Below are 15288 nucleotides of genomic sequence, written 5' to 3' on the forward strand. Positions count from 1 at the left end.
AAAATTGTAGGGGATTCCTATCGTCTGAAAGATAAGCAATTTGAATTTCGAGAGGACTAAACAGTCCGGCCTCCCCCCAGGCGCCCGCGCGAGTGCAAATTGGGGGAATAGAGAGGGGTCAGGTATTAACTATAGCAGCCAATACCTGACCCCTCTCTATTCCCCCAATTCATTACCCAAACTGTTAATTGTTTGGTTGCCCAAAATGTTAATAAATAACTTGACTCCGAACACCTATCTGAAGAAGATATCAAAATCGGATAAGGAAACTGTTATTTTTCGACTAAGTACGGACTTGAAAAACAGATTAAGGCGCTAAATGTCATTAAATGGATTAGCTATTTATTATTTCTGAACTCTGTGTATATAATTGTTCGCTACATTTTCTTACTGAGATCCGCAATCTATCTACTTGGTGTTAGTCTTTTAGTTAGACTTCTAATTGCATTATTATGGCTTTTGTGTGGATTGGTTGTAGTCCCAAAAGCCATTGTACTTTTCAAGACTCTTCTCATACAATGCGAGAAGCTAGCGTCTGCTCAAATCATCCTTAACAGTCAAAATTGTAATATTCAACTTTCTGACGAGGAAATTTTGATTAACGGAATTGATATCCTATCTTTCCAAAATATTCACGTATTCTTGAAATCAAAGTTGATTTTTATCAGTTGTTATATTGATTATAAATCCACCGATAGACATTTATATATTTTGAAATTTTCGGACGAACAGATGAAAGAGTTTAAGAAGCTTTTAGAAAGACATGGAATTCAAATTCGAGAAGAGCTGCATTCATTCCCTTTTCTCGATTATGGAGGCTTCTTTGCCAATGGTTTGCTTGGCACTCTCAAACAAAGTTATTCAAAATAAAACATCAGATACTGAACTGGTCTATGGATTGTGAAAACACCAATCGAGTAGAGCGAGCCGAGTCAGTACCGGATCACCAGGATGTTACCTGTCATACCCGACACGCCAGAAAAACGCCCTCTCTTCAAAAATGAAGGGAGGGCGTTTACAGTTTCGAGTTCATTTCCTTGACCAATAAACAAGAACAAATTGCCTGCATGCCTGATAGTTTTTTTGATTTTGTCATTTCTACTCTTAACATGCGGTTTGTAAGTATATGAGACGCAGCTGATAGAACGTGAATAAATGTTTCAGGGAGAAATAATGATACTTGACGAATGAACGCTGTCAAATTTTGATGATGAATATTTGAGGGAGTATTTAAACGATATTCTGTAATCTTTTTCTCCGACAAATTGTAGATCCCCTGTCGTTCTTCTCTACCTATTTGCGATTTTTGACTTCATAAAGGAGAAGACCATGATCAAGCGGCATATACATCATCCCCACCAATTCCGGATTGATCAATATTCAGAAATTTGGATACGGATTTTCGAAAAGCCAGCTCAACTTTACCGATCGCTCCGTTTCGGTGTTTTGCCAGATTGACAGATACAACTTCTTCTTCACGATCTTCTTGGGCATGTTCATGCTTTTCATAGTAGGCAGCCCGATACAAAAACATAACGATATCAGCATCCTGCTCAATTGATCCGGACTCTCTTAGGTCCGAAAGCATCGGCTCATGATCGGTTCGTTCTTCAACTTTACGGGATAACTGGGATAAAGCAATGACCGGACAATCCATTTCCTTAGCCAGTATTTTCAGATTTCGAGAGATTTCCGAAACTTCCTGCTGTCTGGAGTCGGACCGGCCATTTCCGCTGATCAGCTGAAGATAGTCAATAACAATGAGTGAAATCGTATCAAATTCACTTTTGAGCTTGCGGCACTTTGAAAAGATCTGCGAGACTCGAATTGAGCTTGTATCATCGATAAATATATTTCGTTCAGCCAGACGGTTTCCCGCTTCGTAAAGTTTGCTCATCTCTTCATTATCGATTTTTCCACTTCGAAGCTTATCCGATTGAATGAGACTTTCAGAAGAAATCAGACGTTTGATCAATGAATCCGAAGGCATTTCCAGTGAAAATATAGCGATGCATCCCGGATTTCGCTTAGCGACCTCATTAGCCACGTTTAACGCGAATGCCGATTTTCCCATGGCAGGTCTTGCTGCAAGAATGATCAGGTCTCCTCGCTGCAGACCATTGGTCATATTGTCAAGGCTGTAATAGCCAGTCTTTATGCCTGTTACTCCCTTGGTATCTCTGAGTGATCGAATTTCTTCAAGAACTCTTTCGATAATCATTTGTGAGCTTTCAAATTCCGCTCCTCTTCGATGGCGGGTCACATCCATAATCGAACGTTCCGCATGATCTAAAATGGAGTCGATTTCATCAGAACTGGCACTGGCTTCCATGGAAATCTTTTCTGAAGCTTCTATCAACGCTCTCAACTGAGCTTTATTCTTAATTGTTTCGATATATGATGGAACGCTTGCATTGCTGATGGCTCCATCCATTAATGACAAAAGATAGTTCAGGCCTCCGGCCGCTTCTAACTCTCCTTTATCATATAAGCGCTGGTGGATACTGTTGAGATCGGTTGGATGGCCGCTTTCAGCAAGATCCATAATCGCGCTGTAGATCTTCTGATGTCCTGGAGCAAAAAATTCCTCCGGACTTAAATCCTGATCGGTACAGGATCTGTAGGCCTGTGGATAAACCATCAGGGAACCAAGCAGTGACTGTTCGATCCTTGCGGAATTTGGCAGCTCAAGAGCCATGAGAAGAATCAGGCTCCTTTCGCTGAAACGTGGACGTTAATGGTTCCAATGACTTCGTTTTTGTACAGATCGACTTTGACCTTGGTAGTTCCCAGAGAATCTACCGGAGTATCCATGATAATCTTTCTTTTTTCAACATGAATCCCCTGCTTTTCCAAAGCTGCGGCGATCTGTTTTGAAGAGATCTGTCCAAAGGTATTTCCCTGTTTTCCTGTATTCAGAGTAAATTCAAGAGTCAGGCTCTCAAGTTTTTTTGCGGTTTCTTCTGCTTCTTTTTTCATTTCAGCGCGGTCGGCTGCTTCCTGAGCCTTTCTTTGCGCCAGGGCTTTTTCGTTTTCTTTGTTAAAGGCTACGGCTAAGCCTTTCTTAATCAGAAAATTTCTGCCATAACCATCGGCAACTTCTTTGACTTCATCTTTCTTGCCGACATTTCTTACATCTTCAAGCAGTATGACTTTCATGATTCTTTTTCCTCCTCTTCCTTCAATGCCTGCTTCAGCCTGTCTTCAAGCTGATAAACATTTAAATCTTCTGTTTCGTAGGCAGCTGCGGCAAAGTGGCCGCCTCCGCCGAGTTTTTCCATGATTTTCTGAACATTATAACTGCCATCGCTTCTCGCACTGATGGCTGAGGCTTTATTGACTTCATTGACACCAATTGTAAACGCAGCCTGGCAGCCTTTAATCTTCAAAAGCGCCTCGCTGGTCTGAGCTAACAAAGTTCGGCTGACTGGCTGATCCGTTACCGCGATCAGGAATTTGTGCATGAACACTTTCGCCTGAGAAATAATTTCATTTTTCTGAGCAAAGGAGTCATAGTCTTCAAGAAGTTCCTTTTCTGCATCCGCTGTATTGGCTCCCCAGGAAGCCAGAGTGGCCGCAGCCTGGAAGGTGCGCTCTGAAGTATGTGATTTAAAACGGTTGGTATCAACCAGCAGTCCTAAATACATCAGAGTCGCTTCCGCTTCATAAATAGGAATCGTTGATGAACTTGCGCTGAGCAATTCACTGACCAGCTCAGCAACCGAGCTGGCAGAAGATTCAACATAGGCAATAACCGGTGAATCGACGAAATCTTCCGACCGGCGGTGATGGTCGATGACTACGACCTTGCGGCCCTGAAGTGCCAGAAGTTCACGTCCGCTTGAAATTGAAGGATTTCCATGATCGGTCATGATCAGCAAGTCCTTTTGCGGATTGAACAAGCGCAATGCTTCTTCTTCAGTTACTATATTGTGTCTTTCAACAAGAGCCTTGTTGTAGTGATCCATGGTTTCCTGAAGCTGATGATCTCTGGGAACATCCTTGAGTACAATATATGGTTCGTGATGAAGGCTTTTAGCCCAGGCTGAAATGGCCAATGCGCTTCCCATACAGTCATAATCCGTATTGACATGACCCAACACAAAGACTTTGCCGGAATCCTTCATCAGATCTTCTATCGATTCAGCCATGATGCGAACCCGGACCTTGCTTCTTGCCGAAGTCTTTTCTGAACTGCCCCCAATAAATTCTGCAGGAGAGCCATATTTCTTAATAGCTGCCTGATCGCCGCCCCTGGAGTCAACGATTTCAAGCAGATCATTGAGCATGGTATCGAGTTCAAGAAAATTCTGCGTTCCATAGGCAAAGACCATCGACAGGGTGATTGAAACATCCATACGGTCGGCTTTGTCCTTGATCGTCTGTAAAATACTGAAATTGTTCTTTCGAATATCATCCAGAATCGTCTTATTTAAAATAACGAGGAATCGATCTCCTCTCAGCTTTCTTAAGAACATCCCATACTGCTTGGTCCAGCTGATTAATGCTCCCCGAAGATTGGCATTGATTTCGTTGAGCATTTCTTCGTTTTCATAGGACTGATATTCTGAATAATTATCGAGAGTCAGAATTCCGACAACCGTTTCGCGCAAAGACAGTTCCTTTTTCAGATTTGTAATTTCTGTAATATTTCGAACATACAAAATCTGTGAATCGGGACGTTTTTCAATTTCATATACCTGATTGTTGGAAACCCCGATGATGGAGTCGGCTTCATCTTCAAACAGGGAACGCATATTCTCGATCCAGCTGGTCAGTTTCTTATTGAGCAGATCGATATCATGTTCCTTAAAATAATCCGAACACCAGGTACAGACGTATTCATTATTATAGGTAATGATTCCCACATCTCCAAAATTCAGAGCATATTTGGCATCTTTACCCAGCACTCTGGAGATCTCAACGTCCATCTGAATTCCCTTATGCTTAATGGCCTGCCAGAAGCTTAAAAACAGCAGAGTATAGACAACCTGGAATGCAAAAAGGCCAAGTGCCCCCCAGAACTTAGAAAAGAACAGAAAGATGACAATCAGTAAAAAACTGAACACTTCTGTTCCAATCAGTATCTTTCTCCATTTCTGGAATTTTTTCATTTCATATATCCTCTTGAAGTCTCTGACTTCGATGTAAGACAGGCTTTCATTCCGTATCCGATTGGAATCAGACAGATTGGAGGGATATAGGCGCTTAAAACAATGGCAATTCTGAGCCATGGCCTGTTTTTACTCTTAGCCTGTTCATGATGCAGCAAAGATATGGTTCCTAATATATCCAGCCAGATCAATATAGTGATGCTGATGATCAAAAGAACATCTTTGCAAATCATAGTCCATTTTAGCACAGGGGCATTCATCAATAAAACCACCCCTGAAAGTGATAAGACAAGAACCATTGGGATTGACCGAATCGGACGGCTCAGCGGAATCTTCACCCTGACTTTTCCATGGTACATCAGCATCAGAATAACCTGCAGCAGTAAATCCAGCAGGACTGCCTGCAAAAGGCCTGCGATAAACGAAATCAGAAACAGTATTGCCGTTGGAGAAATAATCCCCTGAAGCAAAGAAAACAAAGCCTGATCCTGAGTGGCTGAATAACCAAACAGTCCTGCAAACAGTGTCATGCTTAAAAAGACGCATCCGACTTGCACGATCAGACACCAGCCAAAGTTCTGATCGATACAATATACGGTCGATGATTGATGACGGTTGAATAAAACCTGACTCCCGGTTTGATTTTTAGAAGATTTCTTAGTCCTTATAAACGGCAGACAAAGCACATAGGCGCTGATCAGGATTCCAATCGCATATAACCAGGTGGTCATTCCGGAGAGTAAAAAGGTCAGAACCATCATGGAATAGAGGACTGCCTGAACGACTTTCTGATTTGAAGTCAGGGCACAGACCATGATTGGAAGTCCAAAAAGGACTGGCAGCAGACTTTCTATGGATAAAGAGGTCAGGTTATTGATCTCAAGCAGAACGCCATAAAGAGCGCAAAGCAATGCTCCTCTTGATATTTCTCTCGTTTTCATCAGAAGCATTATACCGAATTCAAATATTTCAAAGATCAAAAGATGGATTTAGTTCTTTTAGCAGGATTGTAATCTTTTTGCTCTATCTCATATCGACTTAGCAATCAAACAGAAGAGTCCAGACAGTGGATATCCACTGTCTGGACTCAAATTTGGTTATTGGCTAAATTTTAAAATCAGGATTTCAGATCCGTGTGAGATTGAGTCCTGATCAAATCTTAAATCAAAAAGTCAACAGGTTTAAATTCCGCTTCCTTCATAACGGTTTCCAATAAAACGGCTGCTTCCAAATCCTAAAATCATAATGAAGATCGGATTGAGCAGGTAAAGACCGAGAAAGTATCCAAATCCGTGCCCATAAGCCAGAGAAACGTTATACCACAAAACAGCTAACATAATGCTTGCGACAATAGAGAGTGCGATAGCGATATAATACATCAGCATACTGGTCGAATAAACGCTCAACAAAACACTGCCAACACTGAATGCAAGCCACAGCCAGAACATTCTCGACTGCCATGCAATCTTAAACAACAAGTAAAAATTGTAAATTGGAATAATGGCTTTCCATCCGGATTCATGTGCCTTTTCAAACGTCTTCCATAATCCGGCAGCCAGCAGAACATACCATACGATTGAAACAATCGTATATATCATTCCATACTCCTCAACATTTGGTAAATACATATCAATAATCCTCCTGAATCAAATCCATCAGATGAAATTTTAAACAGTTCTGATTGATTTAGATCTGCTCTCATTATAAATAGGAATCGTTTGCATCCCCATTCATACGCTTTAGACGATATGGACTAAATATCGAAATTTCCGTATTCTGAACCTGGGATTTCCGTTATTTTTACGATAATTCACCATGGTTTCTTCTGATCACAAATCCGGCATAATAAGAAGAAGTGAATCATCGATGCCCTTCGGTCTGTTCTCTCCATGATTTTAAAAAAAACAATGCGGATAACCAAAATCCCTGACGTTTTAGATTTTCATAAGAAACCTGGTTTCAATAGATCGAGCCTATCAGTAAATCCTGACCATAAAATCCGGAGACAAATTATGTTTAACCAGAACAACTTCAAAGACCTCCTATATGATGCCTATGGCGTCTGCAGCTATCTTTCCGCCTGGGAAGCAGCTGACCTTCAAAACATTCTCAACGATGAACTTCTCGAATTCGCATTCGATGCCAATCCTGAAAACAGTCCAGTCATTAAGGAAATCGAATCCCTGCTGCTGTATCGCGATGAGGATTTTCCCGAAAAGCACATCCAGAAAATCAAATTACGCAAGATGGCTTCAAAAAAGCTCAATCAGAATCCGCCGGCAAAAATCAGCGCTCCAGAATTTGAATGGGCTGAATCCCGCATGCGAGTACAAAATCCCAACCTGTCCTACTCTCCTTTTGAAAATCTCGTCCTGTTGTTTGAACAGGCAGCCAATGAGAATGAACAGGCTCTTGAAAAGCTGAAGCCCCTGATTGCAAAAATCCCAGAAAGAAAGTATAAATTCGATTTTCTAAAGGAAAACCGAATCGATCAGGCTGATCCCAGCCTGCAGGATCAAATGTCTCAAGATATTGAAGCTTCCGATTCCAAAAGAGAAGATTCATCCAGTCAATCCAAATCAGTAAATCACAAGGGAGAATCGAAAGGACATTCTCAAAATGAAGCAGATCCATTGCAGTCTTCTCTGACCTCTCACAATTTAAAAGATTCAGATCACACTCATGATTTAAATAAGCAGAAAATTCAGAAAAACAATGCCCATTACCTGAATACTGGTCTCAAACCAAAGTTTGAGAATCGAGGAATGAGCCAGCAGAAACAGGAAAAATCAAAGGAAAGTCAAAACGAAGCCATATCGGCAAAGACTCCAGCCGCAAAGGATTATCTTGGCGAAAACCAGATGAAAAAGATGTCGGATCAGATCGCAGAGATTTTAAAGGAACTCGATTGCATGACGGGTCTGGAAAGTGTCAAAGAACAGGTTCATTCCCTGGCCAACTATTTACTGATTCAAAAAATCCGCCAGGAGCTGGGACTTAAAAATCCTGTCATCAGCCGGCATATGATCTTTTATGGAAATCCAGGAACCGGAAAAACAACCGTAGCCAGGCTTCTTGCGAAAATTTTTCGAGAACTGGGTCTGCTGAAAAAAGGTCAGTTGATTGAAACAGATCGCTCGGGGCTGGTTGCCGGCTATATCGGTCAAACGGCTCAGAAAACTCAGGAAATGATCCAGAAAGCACTTGGCGGCATCCTCTTTATCGATGAAGCTTATTCCCTAATTCGAGAATCGCCCAACGATTTTGGACGGGAAGCTGTCGAAACCATATTGAAAGCCATGGAAGATCATCGTGATGATCTGGTGGTGATTGCCGCTGGCTATCCAGCCTTAATGGATGACTTTCTATTATCCAACCCGGGGCTGGCTAGCCGTTTTGGAACAAGAATTCGATTCGAAAATTATTCACCTTTGCAGCTCAGACAGATTGCTTCTGATCTTGCAAGGGCGATGGATTATACGATTGATAAAGAGGCTTTAGATCTGCTCGAGCATCAGGTTGAAAATCTGCTTGAACAATCCGATGGTACGTTTGGTAATGCGAGAACGGTGCGAAATCTCATTGAAAAAGCCATGATGGCTCAGGCGAATCGACTGATTATGTCCAATCACATTGATCCTGAAGAACTGAGCACTTTACATAAAGAAGATTTCGAGGGCAACTGACCGGATTAAAAAATCAAATTCACTATAATTAATTTGAATATATTTTTTTCATTTGGAGGAATTGTGAGATGAAATTATTTAAACTATTTGCCGCAGGTGCAATGGCTCTGTCTCTTGCAGCATGCACAACCCCAGCAGAAGACGAAACTGTTAAGGAAGACGAAACAAAAATCACTGAAGATGATTCTGCAGCTCTTGATAAAGCCAAGGAAGAAGACGCAGCAGCTGATGAAAACGGCGGAGCTGATGTCGATTATGGAACGCCTGAAAACAGCGATTCCAATACAGAAGAAGTTCCGACTACAGCTGAAGAAAGCATGGAATCTGAAGATCAGACCGAAAACTCCAACAACTAATCTGAAGTTATCGAACTTTTGATTTTCATAGATACTTGACATTCTAGAAATATAGAATCCTGCAAAATCAATAAGATTAAAACGCCTGTCCAGATCCGGGCAGGCGTTTTGTTGACTTTTCTTCAAAAAAAATACATACGTCTCAAAAGATAACCATTAATACAACTGATAGAAATTCAGCCAGGAAAGAGACTGAAAGATCGAAACTTCAGCTGAATTTTCAAACCTGTTTGGTTATCTTGACGACTATTCAACTGAAGATAAAATTTATCGGTCTACCACTTCGATGATTTCCAACAAGATAAAAAGAGCTAAGTCCTGGCTCTTGGACTCAACTCTTCATATCGCGAATTATAATTTAAATCGTTGTCTGGAAAAGCCTATCAGGTTTTCGCCTTTTAATTGTTCGATTTTCTGACGTATGAAAACGGCGATTTCTTATCGTTCAGGATAGGTCTCTTCGAAGTTAACATAAGCTCCAAACAGCCCGGCATCGTTTCCAAACGCGCAGGTATCAATTTCCATGATTTCATTCAGGTCGACGGAAAAAGAAGGAGTTAATGCTGAAACTCTATTTTTCACTTCGGGAAGAATCATTTTCTGTTCACTGATTCCGCCGCCGATCAGAACTTTTTCTGGAGCAATGGTATAAGCGATGTTGTAGATGCTCATAGCTAATGAATCAAGGAAATGATCCAGAGCGATTTGGGCCTGTGGATCGTTTTCTTCAAGCAGCCGGAATACTTCAAAGCCATCCGCTGCATATCCCTTTCGCTTGCTGACATCTTCGCAAAGTGCCCTGGCTGAAGCATGACCTGAGAGGATTTCATCTTCTGGACGCTTTGTATGAATTCCATGAATGAACATAAATCCAAACTCTCCAGCCATATTTCGATTCCCATTGTGAAGTTTTCCATTCAGAATGATTCCGCCGCCGACTCCGGTTCCCAGAGTCATCACAGCCAGATTTTGAACTCCCTGACCATTTCCAAGTCCAAACTCAGCTAAGGCAGCACAATTGGCATCATTTTCAAGCGCTGTTTTCAATCCGAATTCTTCTTCAAAGGTTTTTCTAATATCCAGCCCATTAAATCCTTCGATGACATTTCCGCTGACGATTTTTCCAGATTGATTATCGGCAAAACCAGGCGAGCTGATGGAAATTCCATCCAGCCCGCTGGAGATGTTTTTTTGGATAATTTCTTTCATGCTGGCAAGGACTGCCTGACCATCACTTCGATCTGTGGGAAATTTATCTGAAGAGATCATTTTGCCCTCCTGGATCAATCCATATTTAACAAAGGTTCCGCCGATATCGAAACAGAGGACGCGGCTCATGCACTCTGTGTCTCTTCTGGATAATCCTTAAGAAGCTGCTTATCCATGCTCTTCAAGAATGGCAGCCAGCAAACAAATACTACCGCAAGTTCAACAAGCTGAATCACTCCACCCATGATCGAGTTGGTTGCAAGCATTCCAGAGAGGAAAATTGGAGTGGTCCAGGGGACAGTTACACCAGTTGTTAAAGGTACAAGACCAGAAGCCATCGCAAAATAAACAATGCACACATTAATAATTGGAGCAACAATCCATGGAATAACAATTGTCGGGTTTAATACAACCGGCAGACCATAAATCACAGGTTCATTGACGTTGAAGCATCCGGCTGGAAGAGCAAGACGTCCAACCTGTCGCAGCTGTTTATGCTTGCAGATAAAGGCAAGAATCAGAACGGCTGCAAGAGTCATACCGCTTCCGCCAATCCCTACAGTAAAGATTTCAATAAACTGTTTGGTGACAATATTAGGAATTTCAGTTCCTGCCTGGAAAGCAGTCAGGTTTTCAAGAGTCAGAGCATTCCAGATCGGATCAAGGACAGAGTTTACAATGATCTGTCCATGCAGACCGCAGAACCATAACAGCTGAACCGCAAAGATCGCAACCAGAGTCGCTCCAAGTGTACTACCGAGACTTGTCAGTGGAGCCTGTACCACTTCATAAATAAAATCATGAATGTTTGTCCATGGAGTAAATTCAAAGGCAATCCGGATTACCAGGAAAACTGTCAATGTCAGACAGGCTGGAATCAGTGCCGTAAAGGATTTTGAAACTGCAGGTGGTACAGAATCCGGCATTTTGATGGTCCAGTTTTTCTTGGTGGTCCAGCAATAAAGGGCTGCTGCCAAAAAAGATCCGATCATGCCGACAAACATTCCTTTTGCACCTAATCGGTTAATATCCAGAACGTTTGAAATAATCAGTTCAGTTCCTTCTTCAGTGACATGAAGAACTTCCATTGGGGTAACAAGAATAAATGCAGCTAATGCAATCGCTCCTCCAAAAATTGGATCACAACCCTTATCCTTGGAGAAATAATATCCAATACCAATGCATAGAAAGACAGTGGCAATGGACATGGTTGCAGTGGAAGCCGGTCCTAAGAGGGCGTTTAACGTTCCAGCTGCTTCTGCTCCGATCAGATCGGACAAAAATGGAAAGTTTGCAATAATTAATGTAATGGAACCAAAGATCGTTAACGGGAAAGCCAGCATGAATGAATCACGCAGGATCTGAAGAATTTTATTGTTATTCAGTTTTTCCCCGACACTCATTAATGGTTCTTCGATCTTTTCAAAAAAGCTCATATTATTTCGCTCCGTTCTTATCAATCAAATCAAGGGCTGTTTTTAAAACTCCAGCGCCATCACATCGGCCGTATAATACTGGGGCAATGGAATCAATTGGGATGTTAAGCTCTTTGGCTTTTCCTTCAAATTTCTTTTTTAGAAAACGCATCTGTGGACCAAACAGAATAATGTCTGCTTTTTCTATTTCTGCTGGAACCTGAGACTGGCCTACTGCCCAGATCTCTGCCTCAATTCCCTGATCCTTGGCAGCCTGAATCATTTTGTTCACCAAAAGTGAAGTGGACATGCCTGAAGAGCATGCAAGTAAAATCTTTTTCATAAGTAGCTCCTTTCTTGTATAGACATCTATTGTCTTTGTTCGTACTTATTACACTTGTAGTATATCGATGAAAACGGATTCTTTCAGATATTCGTTTTCCACTTGAATGGAAATTATCTGACCAAAATTAAGCTGAATCTGCGGCTTCTGTTTTTCAAGAGCTTAATCCGTGGCTCATAATTCACAAATAACCTTTATATATAGCTTTTTTATAGCTTTTTTTGGGATCTGTTATCAAACACTTCTCTCAGATGGAAATCTTTGGTGAAATTTTCTTTTCCACTTTAATGACGAATTTCTTTCCTGTTTTTCTTGGATTAATGTCTAGACATTTTATTATTTTTACTTTTCGCAGGTAAATTTGAAGTATCAAGATAATTCCAGAAGAATAATCAATCGCTAAAAAAGACGGTTTACGGAAGATGTTCGTAGACCGTCTTTTTAAAGGATTCTAAATTTTTGGATTTCGAGAGGATTTCTGGAAGACCGGGATGAACGAGCAAATTAATCAATGGCTCATATACCTCGCGAAACAGACTCAGATCATCATTGCGAAGGCTCATCAGAAACACGCAGTAAATGATTGTTCCATTCCAGTTAAATCCATCAGGAAAAAGAGCGACAGATATCGATGGCCGAAAGGCACAGGGATGCAGTGGATGCGGAATGGCAAATCCTTCATAAGCTGTCGAACATAATGATTCTCTTTCAAGCACGCTTTCCATCAGTTTTCCGGGAGCTAAATTCAGCTTCGCAAGCCGTAAACTCATCGCTTTAAGAATCTCCTGAGGACTTTTGCCTTCTGGCTCGATTTCAAAGCATTCATCAAAAAAAAGCTCTTCAAGCTGTTCTTTTCTTTTCTGAGAAGCGATAGCCCGTTTCAATTTATCGAGATGTTCAGAAATATTCTGTAAATCATGTTCAGAAACAAAGGGAGAAATCTGAGTATAGAAAAATGGATAATTCATACTTTCTAAAGGCAAGGCAGAAACCACAAGAACCAGTGGAGAATCCGGCAGTGAATCCGTCTTACATCGCTGGATACAGGCCTGTCCCTGAAAATGATTACGAATCCGGCTTTCGAATTGTTCCTGCAGATTATGATAAAACGGGCATAGCAGATAAATATCCGGCAGATTAGAAGCAAATTCAACATGAGCTCCGATATGCAGGGCAAAAAATGCGATTTCGCCTTCATCGAGAATCACGCCAAAGGTCTGATAGAATTCATCTGCCGCACTGATGGCCATTTCATAAATGACTGGAGAAGCCATTCGTATGCTTTTTGTCAGTGGATTTTCAGAACGTTCATTGCGGGTGACTCTTGAAAGGAGAACTTCGACATGACTTTCAAACATACTTACAAAGCTTTCTTCAGAAAAAGTAATAAAGTAATCCTTCTCGAGTCGTTCCTTAACTCTCAGGCAGTACTCGACTACAGGTTTAGAAATATGTTCTGCATGAGTACACTGCAGACATAGCATTTCCAGCTTTCGTTTATCCACATCAGAAATCAGGATTGCAAAATTCTGTTCCAGTTTCTGGCACAACTCTTCATGCATACTGGCTGGCTGCATGTTGAGCTCAGGAAGTTTTTCAATCGTTTTTGAATAGCTGACAATCATTGTGGTATGAAAAATCAGATTGGCAAGCAGGAGTTCATTTTTATCTGCAGACCAGCGTGAGAGCAGATCCGACCAGATGGTATGAATGGAACTGACCATTTCGTTTCCAAACATCTCGCGCAGCATTTCCATATATCGATAATGATCCTGTGTTTCCTGTCTGATCATGGAACGAATCACTTTACGGATATTTTTTTCTTCTCCAGTATATTCAAGTCTTCCCTTTCGCATTCGAAAACGAATCCCAGTATCCGAATATTCCCGATTCAGTCGAATCAGGTCGGCTTTCAGAGTAGAATCACTGATGAAAAGAGATTCGCAGATTTCAGAAGCCAGTGGATTTTGCTTTCTTAACAAAAGCAGCTTGATCAGATAGGATGATCTTTGCGCAGGATTCTGTGCAATCAGATCACTTTGATCATCGCCGGTTTGTAAATGAGCCTTCAGATCCGATATCGAGGCACTGATGCCATTCTTTGAAGTTGAAATCCAGGGATTGTTTCCATTCAGTTCGTATATGTAATTGCGAATTGTCCTTTCCGATAATCCGAGTTTCTTCGCTAATGTTTTTACGGAAACAGGCTGATCAAGTTTTATCAAAAGGTGCAGTAATTCCTGTTCACGATGATTCATATGTTTAGAATATCTGGAATTTCTTTAGAAATCTATGAGAGGAACAGTATATGACTATTTATATCTGCTGCGTTAGTGGTTTTTCTTCAAGTATTCTAGCCAGAAACCTTGAAAACTGGCTTAAAGAAAGAATGGATAGTGAAGTCCTGGTTGAATCAGCCAGTTATCGAACCATCAAGGATGAAGGAGAAATGGCTGACATTATTCTTTTAGCTCCCCAGCTGCATTGGACAAAAGATGAGTTGTCTTCCATGTTCCCAACGACTCCGATTTTTCTGATCGAGCGCCTTGATTATGGTTTAGGCAAGGCAGAACCGGTTGGGCGGCAGATTCTTGCCATGATTAACCACTGATGCGCCATTTTCTCAATACTGTTACCCGCATTGAACCGATGTTCTGATCAATCAAGTGATGTTAACCTGCGAAAAGACAGTTCAAAGTAAGAATTTTAACACAGAATAAGAAAAAAAATCCGGAATAAGAAAAAGGGGCTGTTAAATTTCGACTGATTTTTCATCAGCGAGATTTACAGCCCCTTTTTCTATGCTTTTTATCTGATTCAATCCTGTTTTATGATGTGTTTTTCCGCTCAAGTCAATTTTTGAACGCACTGAAAAGAGCCAAAACTCAAAAAGACTGTTTATAATCTTTTTCAGATTTCGCTTTTCTGCTCCTTTAATTTTCCATAACGTTCGAGTTCTGGGCAACTCATCCGATTTCTGTTGTTTAATTTTCTGATATTGTGTCCCATGGCCACAATAAGCACCTCAAATTTTACGTTTTCCAGTCCCCGGCGTCTCAATCGGCTGTATCTGTAGTTTTCTTTAAGATCTCCGAAGGTTCCTTCCGCCTGAATGCTCCGGCTGACCATAATCTCATGTCCTGCATCTGAAGACATGTTCTCCCG

13 protein-coding genes are annotated in these 15288 nt (G+C 41.2%); 3 read left to right on the forward strand and 10 right to left on the reverse strand.

The annotated features are described in order from the left end of the window. Positions 1–1333 precede the first annotated feature (1333 nt). The 5 genes from dnaB to BO222_RS00380 all read right to left on the reverse strand — a co-directional run bounded on the left by dnaB (position 1334) and on the right by BO222_RS00380 (position 6742). Positions 1334–2698 (reverse strand): replicative DNA helicase, encoded by a 1365-nt coding sequence (gene dnaB, locus BO222_RS00360; RefSeq protein ID WP_075817369.1) that lies wholly within the window; start codon positions 2696–2698, stop codon positions 1334–1336. 8 nt (positions 2699–2706) lie between these two features. Continuing rightward, positions 2707–3159, reverse strand: a complete 453-nt coding sequence (gene rplI / locus BO222_RS00365) for a 50S ribosomal protein L9 (protein ID WP_075817371.1) — start codon at positions 3157–3159, stop codon at positions 2707–2709. Further along, the gene (locus BO222_RS00370; protein WP_075817372.1) at positions 3156–5114 is read right to left on the reverse strand and encodes a GGDEF domain-containing protein; all 1959 of its coding nucleotides are present in this window, start codon (positions 5112–5114) and stop codon (positions 3156–3158) included. The genes rplI and BO222_RS00370 overlap by 4 nt, the downstream gene beginning before the upstream one ends. Beyond that, positions 5111–6055, reverse strand: coding sequence for a hypothetical protein (locus BO222_RS00375; protein WP_143356865.1), 945 nt, complete (start codon positions 6053–6055; stop codon positions 5111–5113). Before BO222_RS00375 ends, BO222_RS00370 begins: the two co-directional genes overlap by 4 nt. 240 nt (positions 6056–6295) lie before the next feature. Continuing rightward, entirely contained in the window at positions 6296–6742 is a 447-nt protein-coding gene (locus BO222_RS00380) for a DUF5684 domain-containing protein (protein WP_075817376.1), read from the reverse strand. 384 nt (positions 6743–7126) lie between these two features. On the opposite strand from BO222_RS00380, the gene BO222_RS13235 reads away from it, so the two are divergent. Both BO222_RS13235 and BO222_RS00390 read left to right on the forward strand, forming a co-directional pair. Beyond that, positions 7127–8800, forward strand: coding sequence for an AAA family ATPase (locus BO222_RS13235; protein ID WP_158024524.1), 1674 nt, complete (start codon positions 7127–7129; stop codon positions 8798–8800). A 68-nt stretch (positions 8801–8868) separates the two neighbouring features. Next, the gene (locus BO222_RS00390; protein ID WP_075817378.1) at positions 8869–9156 is read left to right on the forward strand and encodes a hypothetical protein; all 288 of its coding nucleotides are present in this window, start codon (positions 8869–8871) and stop codon (positions 9154–9156) included. A gap of 438 nt (positions 9157–9594) precedes the next feature. Here the strand turns inward: BO222_RS00390 and BO222_RS00395 are convergent, their stop codons facing one another. From BO222_RS00395 to BO222_RS00410, 4 genes are all read right to left on the reverse strand, one after another. Beyond that, positions 9595–10494 (reverse strand): ROK family protein, encoded by a 900-nt coding sequence (locus BO222_RS00395; RefSeq protein WP_075817380.1) that lies wholly within the window; start codon positions 10492–10494, stop codon positions 9595–9597. Then, a complete protein-coding gene (gene celB / locus BO222_RS00400; protein ID WP_075817382.1) occupies positions 10491–11801 on the reverse strand; it encodes a PTS cellobiose transporter subunit IIC in 1311 nt (436 codons plus the stop codon). The genes BO222_RS00395 and celB overlap by 4 nt, the downstream gene beginning before the upstream one ends. A gap of 1 nt (position 11802) precedes the next feature. Beyond that, positions 11803–12123, reverse strand: a complete 321-nt coding sequence (locus BO222_RS00405; protein WP_075817384.1) for a PTS sugar transporter subunit IIB — start codon at positions 12121–12123, stop codon at positions 11803–11805. 413 nt (positions 12124–12536) lie between these two features. Continuing rightward, positions 12537–14381 carry a BglG family transcription antiterminator gene (locus BO222_RS00410; protein WP_075817386.1) on the reverse strand — a complete coding sequence of 615 codons (1845 nt, stop codon included), beginning with the start codon at positions 14379–14381 and terminating at the stop codon, positions 12537–12539. A 50-nt stretch (positions 14382–14431) separates the two neighbouring features. Between BO222_RS00410 and BO222_RS00415 the strand changes: the two genes are divergently transcribed. Next, the gene (locus tag BO222_RS00415; protein ID WP_075817388.1) at positions 14432–14734 is read left to right on the forward strand and encodes a PTS sugar transporter subunit IIB; all 303 of its coding nucleotides are present in this window, start codon (positions 14432–14434) and stop codon (positions 14732–14734) included. A gap of 299 nt (positions 14735–15033) precedes the next feature. Here BO222_RS00415 and BO222_RS00420 read toward each other — a convergent pair. Further along, positions 15034–15288 (reverse strand): transposase (locus tag BO222_RS00420; RefSeq protein WP_075817320.1); only part of this gene is annotated, 255 nt, incomplete at its 5' end.

The sequence above is a fragment of the Ileibacterium valens genome, from assembly GCF_001945525.1.
Lineage (GTDB): Bacteria > Bacillota_I > Bacilli_A > Erysipelotrichales > Erysipelotrichaceae > Ileibacterium > Ileibacterium valens.

Bases quoted from the DNA above. Each gene is read 5' to 3' on its own strand.
- BO222_RS00375 (WP_143356865.1), bottom strand. From the start codon at position 6,055: ATGAAAACGAGAGAAATATCAAGAGGAGCATTGCTTTGCGCTCTTTAT.
- celB (WP_075817382.1), bottom strand. From the start codon at position 11,801: ATGAGCTTTTTTGAAAAGATCGAAGAACCATTAATGAGTGTCGGGGAA.
- BO222_RS00395 (WP_075817380.1), bottom strand. From the start codon at position 10,494: ATGAGCCGCGTCCTCTGTTTCGATATCGGCGGAACCTTTGTTAAATAT.
- rplI (WP_075817371.1), bottom strand. From the start codon at position 3,159: ATGAAAGTCATACTGCTTGAAGATGTAAGAAATGTCGGCAAGAAAGAT.
- dnaB (WP_075817369.1), bottom strand. From the start codon at position 2,698: ATGGCTCTTGAGCTGCCAAATTCCGCAAGGATCGAACAGTCACTGCTT.
- BO222_RS00410 (WP_075817386.1), bottom strand. From the start codon at position 14,381: ATGAATCATCGTGAACAGGAATTACTGCACCTTTTGATAAAACTTGAT.
- BO222_RS00390 (WP_075817378.1), top strand. From the start codon at position 8,869: ATGAAATTATTTAAACTATTTGCCGCAGGTGCAATGGCTCTGTCTCTT.
- BO222_RS00415 (WP_075817388.1), top strand. From the start codon at position 14,432: ATGACTATTTATATCTGCTGCGTTAGTGGTTTTTCTTCAAGTATTCTA.
- BO222_RS00380 (WP_075817376.1), bottom strand. From the start codon at position 6,742: ATGTATTTACCAAATGTTGAGGAGTATGGAATGATATATACGATTGTT.
- BO222_RS00370 (WP_075817372.1), bottom strand. From the start codon at position 5,114: ATGAAAAAATTCCAGAAATGGAGAAAGATACTGATTGGAACAGAAGTG.
- BO222_RS13235 (WP_158024524.1), top strand. From the start codon at position 7,127: ATGTTTAACCAGAACAACTTCAAAGACCTCCTATATGATGCCTATGGC.
- BO222_RS00405 (WP_075817384.1), bottom strand. From the start codon at position 12,123: ATGAAAAAGATTTTACTTGCATGCTCTTCAGGCATGTCCACTTCACTT.